Source organism: Pseudonocardia sp. (assembly GCF_029263155.1).
Lineage (GTDB): Bacteria > Actinomycetota > Actinomycetes > Mycobacteriales > Pseudonocardiaceae > Pseudonocardia.
Genome location: NZ_JAJCYB010000074.1, coordinates 101093 through 116305, shown reverse-complemented (window position 1 = coordinate 116305; position 15213 = coordinate 101093). Strand labels below are relative to the sequence as shown.

Annotated in this window: 14 protein-coding genes; 5 read left to right on the top strand and 9 right to left on the bottom strand. The window is 73.1% G+C overall.

The features are described from left to right. Nucleotides 1-63: 63 nt before the first annotated feature. Complete coding sequence (locus Q1K26_RS15120; protein ID WP_300012389.1) at nucleotides 64-1440, bottom strand: ABC transporter substrate-binding protein; 1377 nt, start codon at nucleotides 1438-1440, stop codon at nucleotides 64-66. A gap of 255 nt (nucleotides 1441-1695) precedes the next feature. Here Q1K26_RS15120 and ugpC point away from each other — a divergent pair, with 255 nt between their 5' ends. Further along, nucleotides 1696-2781 carry a sn-glycerol-3-phosphate ABC transporter ATP-binding protein UgpC gene (gene ugpC, locus Q1K26_RS15115; RefSeq protein ID WP_300012386.1) on the top strand — a complete coding sequence of 362 codons (1086 nt, stop codon included), beginning with the start codon at nucleotides 1696-1698 and terminating at the stop codon, nucleotides 2779-2781. A 40-nt stretch (nucleotides 2782-2821) separates the two neighbouring features. Here ugpC and Q1K26_RS15110 read toward each other — a convergent pair whose 3' ends face one another. The 3 genes from Q1K26_RS15110 to Q1K26_RS15100 form a co-directional block, all read right to left on the bottom strand. After that, complete coding sequence (locus Q1K26_RS15110; RefSeq protein ID WP_300012383.1) at nucleotides 2822-3868, bottom strand: GNAT family N-acetyltransferase; 1047 nt, start codon at nucleotides 3866-3868, stop codon at nucleotides 2822-2824. Between the two features lie 228 nt (nucleotides 3869-4096). Next, nucleotides 4097-5932: a prolyl oligopeptidase family serine peptidase gene (locus tag Q1K26_RS15105; RefSeq protein WP_300012380.1), complete on the bottom strand. Its 1836-nt coding sequence runs from the start codon at nucleotides 5930-5932 to the stop codon at nucleotides 4097-4099. Between the two features lie 87 nt (nucleotides 5933-6019). Beyond that, nucleotides 6020-6358 carry a VOC family protein gene (locus Q1K26_RS15100; protein ID WP_300012377.1) on the bottom strand — a complete coding sequence of 113 codons (339 nt, stop codon included), beginning with the start codon at nucleotides 6356-6358 and terminating at the stop codon, nucleotides 6020-6022. A 26-nt stretch (nucleotides 6359-6384) separates the two neighbouring features. On the opposite strand from Q1K26_RS15100, the gene Q1K26_RS15095 reads away from it, so the two are divergent. Next, on the top strand, nucleotides 6385-7464 hold the full coding sequence (locus Q1K26_RS15095; protein WP_300012374.1) for an AI-2E family transporter: 1080 nt from the start codon (nucleotides 6385-6387) through the stop codon (nucleotides 7462-7464). A 182-nt stretch (nucleotides 7465-7646) separates the two neighbouring features. Here Q1K26_RS15095 and Q1K26_RS15090 read toward each other — a convergent pair whose 3' ends face one another. Continuing rightward, nucleotides 7647-8246 carry a superoxide dismutase gene (locus Q1K26_RS15090; RefSeq protein ID WP_300012371.1) on the bottom strand — a complete coding sequence of 200 codons (600 nt, stop codon included), beginning with the start codon at nucleotides 8244-8246 and terminating at the stop codon, nucleotides 7647-7649. Nucleotides 8247-8338: 92 nt separating this feature from the next. Beyond that, entirely contained in the window at nucleotides 8339-9481 is a 1143-nt protein-coding gene (locus Q1K26_RS15085; protein WP_300012369.1) for a CapA family protein, read from the bottom strand. A gap of 179 nt (nucleotides 9482-9660) precedes the next feature. On the opposite strand from Q1K26_RS15085, the gene Q1K26_RS15080 reads away from it, so the two are divergent. Beyond that, nucleotides 9661-10224: a globin domain-containing protein gene (locus Q1K26_RS15080; protein ID WP_300012366.1), complete on the top strand. Its 564-nt coding sequence runs from the start codon at nucleotides 9661-9663 to the stop codon at nucleotides 10222-10224. Between the two features lie 133 nt (nucleotides 10225-10357). Continuing rightward, entirely contained in the window at nucleotides 10358-11695 is a 1338-nt protein-coding gene (locus Q1K26_RS15075; protein ID WP_300012363.1) for an acyl-CoA dehydrogenase family protein, read from the top strand. Between the two features lie 29 nt (nucleotides 11696-11724). On the opposite strand, the gene Q1K26_RS15070 is transcribed toward Q1K26_RS15075, so the two are convergent. Beyond that, complete coding sequence (locus Q1K26_RS15070; RefSeq protein ID WP_300012360.1) at nucleotides 11725-13104, bottom strand: LytTR family transcriptional regulator DNA-binding domain-containing protein; 1380 nt, start codon at nucleotides 13102-13104, stop codon at nucleotides 11725-11727. 74 nt (nucleotides 13105-13178) lie between these two features. Between Q1K26_RS15070 and Q1K26_RS15065 the strand changes: the two genes are divergently transcribed. After that, nucleotides 13179-13865, top strand: coding sequence for a helix-turn-helix domain-containing protein (locus Q1K26_RS15065; RefSeq protein ID WP_300012357.1), 687 nt, complete (start codon nucleotides 13179-13181; stop codon nucleotides 13863-13865). 124 nt (nucleotides 13866-13989) lie between these two features. On the opposite strand, the gene Q1K26_RS15060 is transcribed toward Q1K26_RS15065, so the two are convergent. Further along, the gene (locus Q1K26_RS15060; protein ID WP_300012665.1) at nucleotides 13990-14190 is read right to left on the bottom strand and encodes a dihydrofolate reductase family protein; all 201 of its coding nucleotides are present in this window, start codon (nucleotides 14188-14190) and stop codon (nucleotides 13990-13992) included. A gap of 152 nt (nucleotides 14191-14342) precedes the next feature. Then, nucleotides 14343-15158 (bottom strand): alpha/beta hydrolase, encoded by an 816-nt coding sequence (locus Q1K26_RS15055; protein WP_300012354.1) that lies wholly within the window; start codon nucleotides 15156-15158, stop codon nucleotides 14343-14345. Nucleotides 15159-15213 lie beyond the last annotated feature (55 nt).

The window sequence follows — 15213 nt, the reverse complement described above, 5'->3', positions numbered from 1 at the left end:
GACCACCTCCTACGGACGCCCGGGGGCGGGGCGGGCCCGCCCCCGGGCGTCGGTCTCAGGGCCCTACTGCGGCCAGGACGATTCGACGAGGTTCAGGGCGTCTGCCGTGCTCGCCCCGGTGACCCAGTTCGTCATCGCCGTCCAGAACGTGCCGGACCCGACCGCGCCGGGCATCAGATCCGAGCCGTCGAACCGGAACTCGTTCTCGGGGTCCTGCAGGATCTCCACGGAGTTGACGTCGATCGGGCTGAGCAGGTTGGCGGTGTCCAGCCCGGTGTTGGCGCTGATCCAGCCGGTCTGCTCCAGGGCCGTGGTGGCCTTGGCCTTCTCGTTCGCCCACTCGGGCGAGGACAGGTAGGCCTGGAAGGCCTGGACCTCGGGGCGGTCGGCGAAGGCAGCGACGAACTCGCCACCGACGAGGATGGTCTCGCCCAGGGCGGGGTCGATCGGCGGCAAGGGGAAGGCGAAGACCTCGCCGTTCTCGGAGACGTCGGTGCCCTCGGGCCAGTTGGCCGCGTAGAAGTTGGCCTGGCGGTGCATGAAGCAGGCACCGTCGAGGATCGGCAGGCCGGCGTCGCCGAAGGATGTGGTGGCGATCGCGGTGACGTCGCCGACGTAGGCCGGGTTCTTCAGGATGCTGCCGACGCGGTCGAGCGCGGTGGCGACCTGGGGGTCGTTGAACGGGATCTCGTGGGCGACCCACTGGTCGTACACGTCGGGGCCCGCGGTGCGCAGCATCGCGTCCTCGGTGAAGTCCGTGAGTGGCCAGCCGGTGGCGTCACCGGATTCGATGCCTGCGCACCACGGGGTGTTGCCCTCGGCCGCGATGCTGTCGGAGAGGGCGATCATCTCGTCCCAGGTGGTGGGGACGGTGTAGCCACGCTCGGTGAACTGCTGGGGGGAGTACCAGACGTAGGACTTGACGTTGGCGCCCAGCGGCGTCGCGTAGAGGGTGCCGTCGACCGAGCCTGCCTCCCGGTAGGTCTCCGGGAAGTACTGGTCGACGTTGGCCGCCGCGGCCTGGGGCACGGCCACGACCGAGCCGGTGTCCTGCACCAGTGTGGAGAGCAGGCCGGGCTGCGGGATGTAGGCCAGATCGGGTGCGTTGCCGCCGCTGATGCGCACCTGCAGTTGGGCCTCGAACTCGCGACTTCCCTCGTACTCGATCGTGGCACCCGTGCAGTTCTCGAAGGCGTCGTAGGAGTCGATGTGCGACTGGTCCTCAGGCGCGACGATCGAGGTGTAGACCGAGACCGTGGTGCCGGACAGGTCGCCGTACTGGGTGTAGGCGGCGCACTCGGGACCGCCGGCGGCCTGGCCGCCGCCGCCACCGTCGGCGGCCGGGCTGCCGCCGCAGGCCGCGAGCACCAGACCCAGGGCGATGGCGCCGGAGGTGACCGCGACCGTGCGCGGGGTCCGGCGGGACGTTGGTGCAGACATGCACACCTCTCCGCGTCGATGGGGTGAGTCCGAACGGGCGGCGTGCCCGATCGTGTGACGTTCGATGGGCCATGGAAGCGTTTACGCAACGCGGGCGCCACACCGGGTCGTTAACGATCCCGTAACTCCATGCCTGCGTGACGAACCAACTACGTGCAGTGATCGCGCTAGTGCGGGAGCGGCGGTCGTGCCAGAGTGAGACCGTCCTCACACTCGGATCGTCCGGCACGTTCCTGCCGGTGGGAAGGATTCCTCATGGCTGCCGTCACCTACGACAAGGCGACCCGCATCTATCCCGGCGCCACGCGCCCCTCGGTCGACAAGCTCGACCTGGAGATCTCCGACGGGGAGTTCCTCGTCCTCGTCGGCCCCTCGGGCTGCGGGAAGTCCACCTCGCTGCGCATGCTCGCCGGCCTGGAGGACATCGACGAGGGGGCCATCCACATCGGCGGCCGCGACGTCACCCACATGCCGCCCAAGGACCGCGACATCGCGATGGTGTTCCAGAACTACGCGCTCTACCCGCACATGACGGTGGCCGAGAACATGGGCTTCGCCCTCAAGATCGCCGGGCAGCCCAAGGCGAAGATCGCCGAGCGGGTCGCGGAGGCGGCGAAGATCCTCGACCTCACCGACTTCCTCGATCGGCGGCCCAAGGCCCTGTCCGGCGGACAGCGCCAGCGCGTCGCGATGGGTCGCGCGATCGTTCGCCAGCCCCAGGTGTTCTGCATGGACGAGCCACTGTCCAACCTGGACGCCAAGCTGCGCGTGTCCACACGCACGCAGATCGCGTCGCTGCAGCGCAGGCTGGGCATCACCACCGTCTACGTCACGCACGACCAGGTCGAGGCCATGACGATGGGTGACCGCGTCGCGGTGCTCAAGGACGGCCTCCTGCAGCAGGTCGACTCGCCGCGCGCGATGTACGACAAGCCGGCCAACCTGTTCGTCGCCGGTTTCATCGGCTCGCCCGCGATGAACCTGCTCCCGATCGACCTCGACGGTGACGTGCTGAAGTTCGGCGGTTCGGAGATCCAGGTGCCGCGCCGGGCCGCCGAGGCCGTCGGCTCCGACCGGTCGGTCACCGTCGGCGTCCGTCCCGAGGACATGTCGCTCGCCGACGCCGGGCAGGGCCTGGCCACGGAGGTGGAGGTCGTCGAGGAGCTCGGGGCCGACGCCTACGTCTACGGCAGCACCGAGATCGGTGGCGAGCGCAAGGCGGTGATCGCCCGCGTCGACGGCCGCACACCACCGGCCAAGGGCTCGGTGGTGCACCTGGCGCCGAGGCAGGGCGCCCTGCACCTGTTCGCCGGGGAGAGCGGCAGTCGCATCGAGCTGTAGGGACCGCCGTACCCGCGACGAGTGGGACCGTCGTACGGACCTATCCGACGAGGGTCCCGTTCGTCGCGGGGCTGAGCCCCGCGCGCAGGCGCACCTCACCGTCGGTGATCTCCGCGCTCGGGCGCAGGCCCGCCCGTCGCAGGAGCCGCGTCACGCCCAGGTCGTCGGGGCGGGCCACGCCGTGGAGCTCGGCCAGGCCGCGCTCGGCGCAGGTGTCGGCCATGCGCCGCAGCAGGGCGGTGCCCACGCCACGGCCGTGCCAGGCGTCCTCGACGAGCACCCCGAACGCCGCCGCGGCCGGGCCGTCGGGTCGCAGGGTGGCCACGCCGACCGCGCTCCCGCCGTCGACGGTGACGGCGAGCAGGGCCTCCCCGTCGGCGCCGCCGAGCAGCGCCTCCAGCTCGGCGGGCTCCAGGCGCGGGGCCGGGGAGAGGAACCGGGAGCGGCGGGCGGCCGGTGAGCACCGGGCGTGCAGGGCCGCGACCAGCGGGCCGTCGGCGGCGGTGGCGGTGCGCATCCGCACCTCGGAGCCGTCGCGCAGCAGCAGGATGCGGTCGTCGCGCACGTGCGGCGCGGGCTCCCGCAGCGCGAGCTGGGCGGCCAGCTCCAGCAGCGCAGCCGCCCGGGACAGCTCGGTGGCGGTGAACGGCCACGCCCGGCCCAGCCGCAGCTGCCGGGCGCCGACGCGCAGCACGTGGGTGTGACCGCCCGGATCGGGTGCGGAGGGGTCGACGAGACGCGCCCGCAGCATCGTGGCCACCGCCCGCGGGGCACTGCCGGGGTCGGCCGCCACCATCCGCGCCAGCGCGAGCGCCGTGGTGGCGGGATCCGAGAGCTCCGTGGCGTCGGCGCGCACCAGCAGCGTGCAGGGGATCCCGGCCGCCTCGATCGACGTGGTCAGCGCGGCGGGGTCCACGCTCGCCGGGACCCGCACGAGCAGCTCGTCGGTGACCGACCCGTCGTCGGCCGGTTCGCCGACCACGTGCAGCGAGATGATGTTGCAGCCGGCCTCGCCGACCGCGGTGGCCAGCCCACCGAGCCGGCCGGGCCGGTCCTCGAGCTCCACGTGTACGCGCCACAGCACCATGCCGCCGCCTCCCCGGACTCCGTCGTCGCCGGATGGGATCGCTCGAACGGGTCCATCATGCGCAGCCCGTGTTTCCGGCGTGCTATCGAACCGTGACAGGGGCGGGTCGCGATAGGTTGTGCACGATCTGGTCATGGCCACCGTCCGTACGCGGTGGAGGCCGCCGGTTCGAGGGGTGGCGGCCTCCGGCCCGCGAGTGCGTGGCGGTGTTCCGGCACCGCCACGCACTCACGAGGCGATCGCCCGTCGGGCGAAGTCGATCTCGGTGGCGATGTGGCGCAGCGTCTGGTCGACCACCAGGCTGCCGTGGCCGGCGTCGAACCGGCTCACCTCGTACGGCACGTCACCGCGGTCCGCGAGCGCGTCGAGATAGATGTCCACCTGCCGGATCGGGCAGCGCGGGTCGTTCTCGCCCGCCAGCACCAGCACCGGCACCCGCACGTCGTCCACGTAGGTCAGCGGCGACGCGGACCGGTAGAGCTCCGGTTGCTCCGCGGGCGACCCGCCGAACAGGGCCCGGTCGAACGCGCGGAGCTGCTCCATCTCGTCGGCGTAGGCGGTGAGGTAGTCCGCGACCGGCACCCCCGCGAGCCCCGCCGCCCACCGCTGCGGCTGCGTGCCGACCGCGAGCAGCGCGAGGTACCCGCCCCACGACCACCCCTCCACGACGCAGCGCGCCGGGTCCACGAGCCCGCTCGCCACGCACGCGTCGAACACGGCGGCCACATCCTCCAGCTCGGTGGTGCCCGGGCGGCCCTCGATCGCGTCGCGCCACGCCGAGCCGTAGCCGGTGGAGCCGCGGTAGTTCACCTCGACGACGACGAACCCGGCGTCCACCCAGGCCGCCCGGACCGCGGAGAAGCGGTCCTCGTCCGCGGCGTGCGGGCCGCCGTGCAGGCTGAACACCGCGGGTGCGGGCCCCGGCGCGTCCGGGCGGGCGACGAGCGCGTGCACGCGCTGAACCCCCTTTCCGTCGACCCACAGGTCCTCCACCGGCACCGATCCCGGCGCACGCTCCCCGGGCGGGGCCACGAGCACCCGGTCGGTGCCGTCGGGGTGCAGCGCCCGGACGGTGGCGGGCTCCGCCGCGGAGCTGCACGTGTACTCGACGGTGCCGTCCGGGCGGACCTCCGCGGAGCCGACGCACCCCGGGGCGACGGGCAGCTCGTCGAGCGCGCCGGTCGTCAGGTCGTGGCGGTAGAGGCGGGTGCGTGCGGCGTGGGTGTGCCAGACGAGCAGATGGCGCCCGTCGGGATGGAAGTCGGCCGCCACCTCGCCGGGCAGGTCGAGCTCGATCTCGGTCCGGGTGTCGGCGAGCACGTCCCAGACCAGCAGCTCCTCGCGACCGCGGCTCTCGTGCAGCACGAGCAGCCGCCCGTCCCCGGGCAGCGGGGCGAACACCAGCGGGGTGAGCCCCTTGCCGGGGCCGTCGGACAGCTCCCCGGCGATACCGCCGTCGGCCACCCGCAGCACGCGGATGTCGGGGTGGCGGGAGTCGCCGTGCTCGGAGTGGCTGATCGCGAGCAGCGTCTCGTCGTCGGACAGCGCGCCGACGCCCGCGTCCTCGGCGTGGCTGTAGATCGCCGTGGCGGGTGCACCGTCGCGGGAGACCCAGATCGTCGTGCCGTCGTCGGTGGAGGTGCCGGCGACGGTGACGCGGCGGCCGATGTCCAGGCCGGCGGGATAGCCGTCCACCACGCCGGGTACCGCCGGCTCGGCCGTGACCCCGGCGGGCAGCCCGGCGAACGGCTCGCGCACCCAGTGGCCGAACTCGTCGCCGTCGGTGTCGGCGAACCACCAGACGGTCTCGCCGTCGGGTGGCAGCGTGGCCGAGTGCGTGCCGCTGCGGCGGTCGGTGACCTGGCGGTGGGTGTCGGTGGCCCGGTCCCAGGTGTAGATCTCGGTGGTGCCGCTGACGTTGGACGAGTAGACGCAGCGGTCCGGGGCGTCGCGCGCCCAGGCCGGCCGCGACATCCGGGGTGCGGTGAACCGGGCGCGCCAGCGCTCCTCCCGCTCGTCGGGGAACAACCGGTCGGGCACGGGAGCGACGGGGTGGGATCTCACCTGCGCCATGATCCCGCACCTCGGAGCCACAGTGCTGTCGTGGGGGGAGCAGAACAGCAGTGTGGCTCCGAAGTGCGGTGGTGCGGGTCAGCGGACGCAGAACTCGTTGCCCTCCGGATCGCTCAGCACCTGGAAGGTGCCGGAGTCGTCGGTGACGGGTTCGCCCTGCACCGTGGCCCCGAGCGCCACCGCCACGGCGACGGCGGCCGCGATGTCGTCGACCAGCAGGTCCAGGTGCAGGCGGTTCTTCCCTGCCCGGTCCTCGGGCACCGGCTGGAACGACAGGCGCGGCAGGCCCGGGGGCTCGACGTGCGACCACCCGCGGGTGCGGTCCACGGGGATGCCGCCGGCGAGTGCCGACCAGAACCGCACCAGCGTCGCGGGCGCACGGGCATCGATCACGATCTGGTCCAGGCGGACGCGCATCCGCGGGAGTCTGCCACGATCACCCGGTGAGCGAACCCGTTGCCACGCCGGGCCGGACCTGGGTCAACCCGCTCTACGGGTTCGCCGCCGCCGTCGTCACCATCGCCGGGCTGCAGGCGTTCGGCGGCCTGCTCGGCCCGCTGTTCCTCGCCCTGGTGCTGATCGTGACGGTGGCGCCGATCGCGACGGCCCTGCGCCGGCGCGGTCTGCCCCGCTGGCTCGCCACCCTCGTCACGCTGGGCGCGGTCTACGCGATCCTGCTGGGCCTGGTCGCCGCCGTGGTCTACGCGGTGGCCGAGCTGGCCCGGGTGCTGCCGTCCTACGGCCCCGAGATCAACGCCGTGCTCGCGGACGCCTCGGGCGTGCTGCAGTCGCTCGGCGTCGGCCCGCAGCAGATCCAGGCCGCGCTGGACCAGTTCGACCTCGGCAGCGTGGTCGGCGTCCTGCAGGGCTTCCTGGCCTCGCTCGCCGGCGTGCTGTCCACCGTGCTGCTGATCCTGTCGGTGCTGCTGTTCATGGCGATGGACTCGGCGACGTTCGGTGAGCGCCTGCGGGCGCTCGGTGGCTCCCGCCCGCACGTGAGCGAGGCGCTGACGTCCTTCGCCCGCGGCACCCGCCGCTACCTCGCCGTCGCCGGCACCTTCGGGCTGATCATCGCCGTGCTCGACGTGGCGGTGCTGTGGGTGCTCGGCGTGCCGCTGGCGCTGCTGTTCGGGCTCCTGGCGTTCATCGCGAACTTCGTGCCCAACGTCGGGTTCGTCATCGCCCTCGCGCCGCCCGCGCTCTTCGCGTTGCTGGAGGGTGGCCCGGGGTTGATGATCGCGGTGATCGTCTCGTTCCTGACGATCAACGTGGCGTTGCAGACGGTGATCCAGCCCCGGTTCGTCGGGGACGCGGTCGGGCTCTCGGTCACCCTCACCTTCCTCGCACTGGTGTTCTGGGGCTTCGTGATCGGCCCGCTGGGCGCCCTGCTCGCCATCCCCCTGACGCTGCTGGCCAAGGCGCTGCTCGTGGACGCGAACACCCACACCCGCTGGATCAACGTCCTGATCTCCGCCGACCCGCCCGAGCAGGCCCCGCGACCCGCTGAGCCCCTCCCGGACTAGCCGTCCACCGGCAGCGCGGGAAGTAGCGGTGGCGGGCGCTGCGGGGTCCTACGATCCGCGGGTGACGTCCGACCGCACCGGTGTCCTGTCCTTCGCCGACGTCGCGGTCGAGACCACGGCGGAGCAGCTGCCGCGGCCCTGGTCCGGGTCGTCGAGCTCCCGGTGCGCCGCCCGCCGGGGTGTCAGGCGCGGGCCGTCGCGAACCGCTCGGCGGCGTCGTTCCAGTCGACGACGTTCCACCAGGCCGTGACGTAGTCGGGCTTGACGTTCTTGTACTGCAGGTAGAACGCGTGCTCCCACATGTCGAGCATGACGATCGGGGTCAGACCGATCGGCACGTTCGCCTGCTGGTCCCACAGCTGCAGGATGTGCAGCTGCGCGCCGAGCTGGTCCCAGGCGAGGACCCCCCAGCCGGATCCCTGGATCGTGGTCGAGGCCGCGGTGAACTGGCCCCGGAACGCGTCGAACGACCCGAAGGTCTGGTCGATCGCCGCGGCGAGCTCCCCGTCGGGCTTTCCCCCGCCGTCGGGGGAGAGGTTCTGCCAGAACAGCGAGTGGTTGATGTGGCCGCCCAGGTTGAAGGCCAGGGACTTCTCCAGCCCGACGATCGCGCCGAAGTCTCCCGACTCGCGGGCGGCGGCGAGCTTGTCGATCGTGTCGTTGAGGCCGTTGACGTAGGTCTGGTGGTGCTTGGAGTGGTGCAGCTCCATGATCTCGCCGGCGATGTGCGGCGCGAGCGCGCCGTAGTCGTAGGGGAGGTCCGGGAGCGAGTACTGGGCCACGGGTGAGCTCCTTCTCGGGGACGACGATGACGCCACCATCTTGCAGTAGCGATTGCATCGCTGCAGTGGCGGCCCGGCGACGGCCGGCCGGCTCACTCCCCGCCGACGGTGAGCCCGGCCGCGACGGCGCCGCGGGCGTCGAGCGTCGCGGCGACCCGCTCGTAGGACGGGTCCCCCGGCCGGGTGCGGACGACGACGAGCCCGGAGTCGTCGGCCCGGATCCGGGTGGGCAGCGCCTCGGCGGCGGTGGCGGCGAACCGCCCGTCCGGGCCGCGGGTGAAGGTGAACCGGGCCATCACCGAGTCGTAGGTGCCGCCGCGGGTGACCTGCTGCGCGACGTGGTTGCCCAGACCGTGGGCGACCCACTCGTCCCCGATGCGCTCCAGGGGTTGCACGACGTGGGCGTGATGGCCGAGCACCAGGTCGACGTCGGGCGAGCCCAGCAGCGCGGCGGCGACCGCGTCCTGCGTCGCGCTGGGCTCGGGGTCGTACTCGGTGCAGCAGTGCAGCCCGACCAGCACGATCTCGGCGCCGGCCCGCCGCGCGGCGGCGGCGTCGGCGAGGATGCCGGTCACGTCCGGACCGCCGGGGTCGAAGTCGTTCACCGCCCACGAGCGCCCGGCGGGCTCGCGGATCCCGTTGAGCCCGTAGGTCCAGGAGAGCTGGGCGACCCGCACACCGGCGACGTCGACGAGGTGTGGGGTCCGGGCGGCCGCCTCGGTGCGGAAGGTCCCGGTGTGGCCGAGGCCGCGGGCGTCGAGCGCGTCGAGGGTCCGGACGAGGCCGTCGAACCCGGCGTCGAGGGAGTGGTTGGACGCCGTCGAGCAGGTGTCGTAACCGGCGTCCACCAGCGCGTCGAGGATCTGGGGTTGCACCGAGAACGAGGGGTAGCCGGTGAACGGGCCCTCGGGCCCGGCGACCGGGGTCTCGAGGTGGCACACGGCCAGGTCGGCCGCGCGGATGACGGGAGCGACCTCGGCGAGGACGGCGCCGAAGTCGTAGCCGGTGCTGGCCGCGCGCCCGGCGGCGGCCGCAGCGCGCACCATCGAACCGCCCTGGTGGATCAGCACGTCGCCGGTGGCGACCACGGTGACCGTCGCGGGAACGGCCTGCGAGGTCGAGGGCGCGGCGGCGGGCGCATCGATCGGCTGCGCCGCGGTGCAGGCCCCCAGCACGAGCAGGCCCGCCGTCCACGCCGCGCCGAGCCGGGCCCGTCGTCGCCCCCGGCAGCGCATGCCCCGATCCTAGGCGCGCCCGAGTACGGCGCGCCCATCGTGCGCCCGTGGACACGCCGATCCGGGCCGGAGCGCAACGCCTGCCGCTCCCGCGCCGATACACCTGTGTCGGTGCTGCGTCACGCGCGCCGGCGCGGTCGACGGAAGGCGGCACGATGCAGGGGCTCGAGGTGGGCACGGTGAGCGACCATCCAGGGGTGCGGCGACCGTCGCGGGCGGTGATCGAGGCGGTGCAGGCCTCGTGCCTGGCGGTGGCCGAGCGGCCGGTCCGGCTCGCCGAGGAGTTCTACGCGAGCCTGTTCGAGATGGCGCCGCAGCTGCGGGGCATGTTCCAGGAGGACATGTCCGCCCAGATGCAGACGATGACCGACGTCCTGCTGGGCGCCATCGCCCAGATCGCCACGGCGGACACGGCCGAGCTGGAGGTCGTGCTGCGGCGGCTGGGGGCCACCCACCGCACGCGCTACGGGGTCGAGAACGTGCACTACGGCTACATCGGGCACGCCCTCACCCGAGCCGTGCGGGAGGTTGCGGGCCCGGCGTACTCGGGTGCGCTGAGCTCGTCGTGGATCGCCCTGTACCAGTGGGTTGCGGCGCACATGATCGCCGGAGCCGACGCCGTCGACGACGAGGAGATCGCGGGCGGGCAGTCCCCGGTGGCGCTGCCCGAGCCACGCGCGCCCCGGGACCGCGCCGCCCCGGCGGTACCCCGGCTGCAGGGCACGGTGCCGGGGTCGAACTGAGGGCACGCGGTCGTGCCCGCAGCGGCGTCGCCGATGCCGCCCCGGACGCCGTTCGTGCCAGCGCGCTTCACCCCCGTCCGCCCGGCCCTGCATCGTCCGCGCCGGACATCGTGAGACAGACGGGGAGAACGACATGGCGATCGACTTCACCCTCAGCCCGGAGCAGAAGGCCGTGCAGACGCTGGCGCGCGACTTCGCCGAGAACGTACTCGCGCCGGTGGTGCGCGACGCGGACCGGGAGCCCGACCCGCTCAAGGCGTTCCAACTGACGAAGCCGGCCTACGTCGAGGCGTACCGACGCGGGATCGCGTTCGGCATGCTCCCGAAGGAGTACGGCGGGGGTGGGCTGACGAACATCGAGCTGATCATCGCCGCGGAGGAGATCTGCGCGGTCGACCCGGGCTTCGCCTGCACCGTGCTGGTGAACGGGCTGGCGCTGCTGCCGGTCTGGTACTGGGGCACCGAGGACCAGAAGAGGCGGGTGATGGAGGCGGCGACGTCCGACCCGTCCGGTGAGTTCATCGCCGGCTACGCGGCGAGCGAGCCGCCGGGCACCCCGGGCGGCACCGCCAACTTCGACGCCCCGCTCGCGCACCCGGTCGGCATCGGCGTGACCGCGCGCCGCGACGGCGACGAGTACGTGCTCAACGGCCGCAAGTACTGGCCGTGCAACGTCGGCGGTTGGGACGGTCAGGGCGCGAACGTCAACCTCGTGGTGGTGCGCACCGACCCGGACCGGGGCGGCACCGAGGGCCTGTCGGCGGTGCTCGTCGAGCGCGGCACGCCCGGGGTGACGTACTCCATCATCGACAGCTTCGGTCACCGACTCACGCCCAACTCGGAGATCGTGTTCACCGACGCGCGGATCCCGGCGGACAACCTGATCGAGGGCACCCACGGCCACGGCGACCTGCTCATCAACCGCAACTTCGCGTGGTCGGGCCCGGTCGCCGGGATCGCCGCGGTGGGTGTGGCCCGGGCCGCGTACGAGGCCGCGCTGGACTGGGCGAAGACCTACACCGCGGGCTCGCCCCAGCCCATGATCCACTTCCAGAACGTGGGGTACGTGCTCGGCGACGTCGCCGCCCGCATCGAGGCCTGCCGGTACTTCTGCTACAAGGCGGCCCACTACATCGACGAGCACGACTACCACGGTGAGCTGATCGGCGCGATGAACAAGACCTACTGCACGGAGACGCTGTTCGACAGCGTCTACAAGTGCATGCAGGTGGTCGGGGTGAACAGCGCGGACCGCAAGCACATGTTCGAGAAGTACCTGCGGGAGGCGGCGATCTTCCCGATCTACGACGGCGGGAACTTCGGGATGCAGCGCCGCCGGGTGCACGGCGTGCTCGCGAGCCCGGGGTTCAACCCGCGCGCGCTGATGGACAACGAGTTCGTCGAGTTCACCAAGGAGATGGAGACGATCGGCACCGTCGTCCACCGGGGCGAGGAGGCCCTGCTCCGCTGACCGGCTCGGGATGTGGCCCCCGCCGGGTGTCACATCCCGAGCGCCGCCCGCAGCCGCGGCACGTGCCGGCGCGACACCGGCACGGCCTCGCGTCCGTGGTGCCGGGTGCTCACGGTCAGCGTGCCGGGGCCGATCCCGCGCTCGACCTCGCGGATGCGGCCGACGTTGACGAGGTAGCTGCGGTGCACCCGCAGGAAGCCGAACCGCCGGAGCCGGTCCTCGACGTGGGCGAGTCCGCGTTCGGCGGCCCGCACCCGGCCCCGGTCGGTCACGAGCCACACGACGTGCCGGTCGGCCTCGGCGTACCGGATCTCCTCGGGCGCGATCAGGATCAGCCGGTTCCCGCGGATGCCGACCATCCGGAAGGGTCGGTCCGGGTCGGGTGGAGGCTCCACCTCGCGGCCGCCCGGGATCTCGCCGTCCACGCCGTCCACGCCCACCAGCACGACCCCGATGCACTCGTCGCGGGCCCGGACCGGCCGGACGGCGAACGCGAGATCCTCGCCGAGGACGTCGAGCAGCACCGCCCGCGTCCACTGCGGGTCCGACCGGATCCACCGCTGCGCCTCCCGCACGACCTCCCGCATCCGGAACGACACGACCGGGGGCCGGTCGGCCGGGTCGGTCGCGGGCACGGCCGGCAGGTGGTCACAGACGGTGCGGGCGCGGGCGTTGGCTGCGACGACGCGGCCCGCGGCGTCCGCGGCCAGCACCGCCCGCCCCGGCGCCGCCGCGCGGTCCGCGGCCTCGAAGGCCAGCGCCAACTCGGCGCCGTCGCCGACGGCGGCCGCATGCAGCTGGCGCCTGATCGCCGACACCGCCTGGTCCAGCCGCCCGGGGAGGGAACTGCCCGCCTCCCTGCGCCACTGCGACACGCTCAGCGCGGCGACCGGCACCCCGGTCACCGTGTCGAGGACCGAGATCGCGTTGCAGGTCCAGTCGTGCAGCGGCGCGCACCAGTGTTCGGCGCCGCGGACCGACACCGGCCGGACCTGCCCGAGTACGGTGCCCATGCCGTTGGTGCCGGCCGCGCACTCCGACCAGGCGAACATCGGTGCCAGGTTGACGCCCGCCGCGCGCCGCCGGACGCCGGGCGCCCCCCAGGCCGCGAGCACCCGGCCGGACCCGTCGGTGACGGTCGTCAGCGAGCCGTCGATGCCCTGGGCGAGCCGGGACGCGATCCCGCCGAGCTGCGCGACGACGCCGCCGTCGCGCAGGGAGGTGCCTCCGGGGCCGGTCGCCAGGGGCGCGCTGACCTGCAAGGGGTCGACGCAGTAGAGGTCGCGGCTGCGCTGCCACGACAGCAGGATCAGCGCCGGTATCCCCTCGATCTCGTCCTCGCCTGCGGCGAAGCGCTCCCACGCGCTCCGGGTGAGCCGTTCACGCTCGTCGACATGCCTCGCCACCACCGTCTGCGCACCTGTCCCCGTCTCCCGAAACGGAGGTTTTAGACTATGACGGTCCTCGGAAAGAAGGTAGGGCTGTGTGTAGCAACGATGCGGCCGCGCGGCACCGCACCCACGGTGCGCTCGCCGTGCCCAGCCGCGTGCGGCTGCTGGACCGGCTGCGCGCCGCCGACGTTCCGCTCACCGCCCAGGAGCTCGCCGTGCAGTGCGGGCTGCACGTCACCACGGTGCGCTCGCACCTGGACGTCCTCGCCGGTGCCGGGTTGGTGCACGCGCGCGCCGAAGCCGCCGGTCGGCGGGGGCGGCCGCGGATGCTCTACCACCCGTCCACCGCGGGTGAGCCGCCCGCGGGCTACGAGCTCCTCGCCGGGTTCCTCGCCGCGCACTGGGCCGACGACCCGGCGGAGCGGGCGCAGCGCGCCGAACGCGCCGGGCGCGCCGCGGCGGCGGCGCACCCCGTCCGCACCGGCGAGCAGCCCGTGCTCTCGCTGGAGGAGTCGCTGGCCCGCATCAGCGGTGTGTTCGCCGAGCTCGGGTTCGAGCCCGACGTCGTGCCCGGTGCAGACGCGACCCAGATCCGGCTGCACCACTGCCCGTTCCGCGCGGTGGCCACGGAGCATCCCGAGGTCGTGTGCTCGCTGCACCTGGGCCTGCTGCGGGGGCTGCTGGACGGGGCAGGCCCGTCGGCGGAGGTGACCGGGTTGGCGCCGTTCGTGGAGCCGCACCTGTGCATCGCCTACGTCGCCGAGGCGCCGCGGGCGTGAGCGCGGGCGCGTGGTGCAGGCCGAGTCGGACCACGTCGCCCTGCTGCGCGAGCGCGGCGTCCGGGGTCGAGTACCTCGTCGCCGAGGACGGCGGCCACGGCTTCAACGGACCCGGACGGGCCGGTCACCTGCGTTCGTAGATGGTGACGAGGGTGCTGTCGCCGTAGACCGTGGCCTCGGTCAGCGTCCACGCCGTCTTGTCCGGTGTCCGTGCCCAGAGTGTGCGGCCGTGTCCGAGGACGACGGGCGAGGCCATGAGGTGGATCTCGTCGACCAGGTCGTGGGCGAGCAGCCCCTGGGCTCCTGCGGCCGAGCAGGAGGGCAGCCGCCGCGAGCGACTCCCGTTCCTTGAACACCTCGCCCTCGGGTCCTCGATCGAACTCGAAGCTCCAGTTCGGGTACCGGAACTCCTCCCCGCCGGGTGCCTCCACGACGCCGTCGAGGGAGATGAACTCGGTCAGCACGATCCTTCCCATGTCAGCTCTCCTTGACGAACTCGCGCAGCGCGGCGGCGAGGACGTCGGGCGTGGTGCTGTGCTCCTGGCCCGGCACGGGCCGCAGCGTCGCGGTGGACAGGTGGGCGGCGACGGCGCGCGCGCCGGCGGCCATGGCCGGCCAGGTGTCGATGCCGTGCATGACCAGGACCGGGACGTCGACGTCGTCCCAGAGGTCGGCGCGAAGGGGCGTGCCGGACAGGGCGTCGCCGACCTGGCGGCCGTCATAGGCGATGGTGGGGGCGATCGCCTCCAGCCCCGGCCACCAGTCCTCCCCCCGCATCCCGTCGACCATCTCCTCCGGCATCATCGCGGCCGCGGTCATGAACAGGGCGACCGCGTCACCGGGTCGGCCGTCGGCGACAGCGGCCTCGAGACGTTCGACGTAGTCCGCCGGCAGCGGGGGACGCGCATCGTCGACGGCCGCGCTGGGCTCGAACAGCGCCACCCGCGCGACCGGGACACCGCTCTGCGCGGCGCCCAGGGCGAGGTTCCCGCCCGACGACCAGCCGAAGACCGTCGCCGGGCGCCCGTGGCCCGCCTGCTCGATGACCGCGGCCAGATCCTCGAACTCCCGCTCGACGGCGTACGGCGCGGTGTCGCCGCTCTCCCCGCGGCCGCGACGGTCATAGTTGATCACGAGGAACTCGTCGGCAAGCAGTTCGGCCGCCACAGCGTTCTCCGGGGTGGTGACGCGATGGGCGGTCGCGCCGTCGATGATGACGATCGGGTCGCCGTCACCCCACGCCGTGTAGGCGATGGTGGTGCCGTCGCCCGATGTCACGGTGCCTTCGGACATGGTGGTTCTCCTCTTTCGGTTCGGCGGTGGTGTCACGACAGCGCTGATCAGCCTG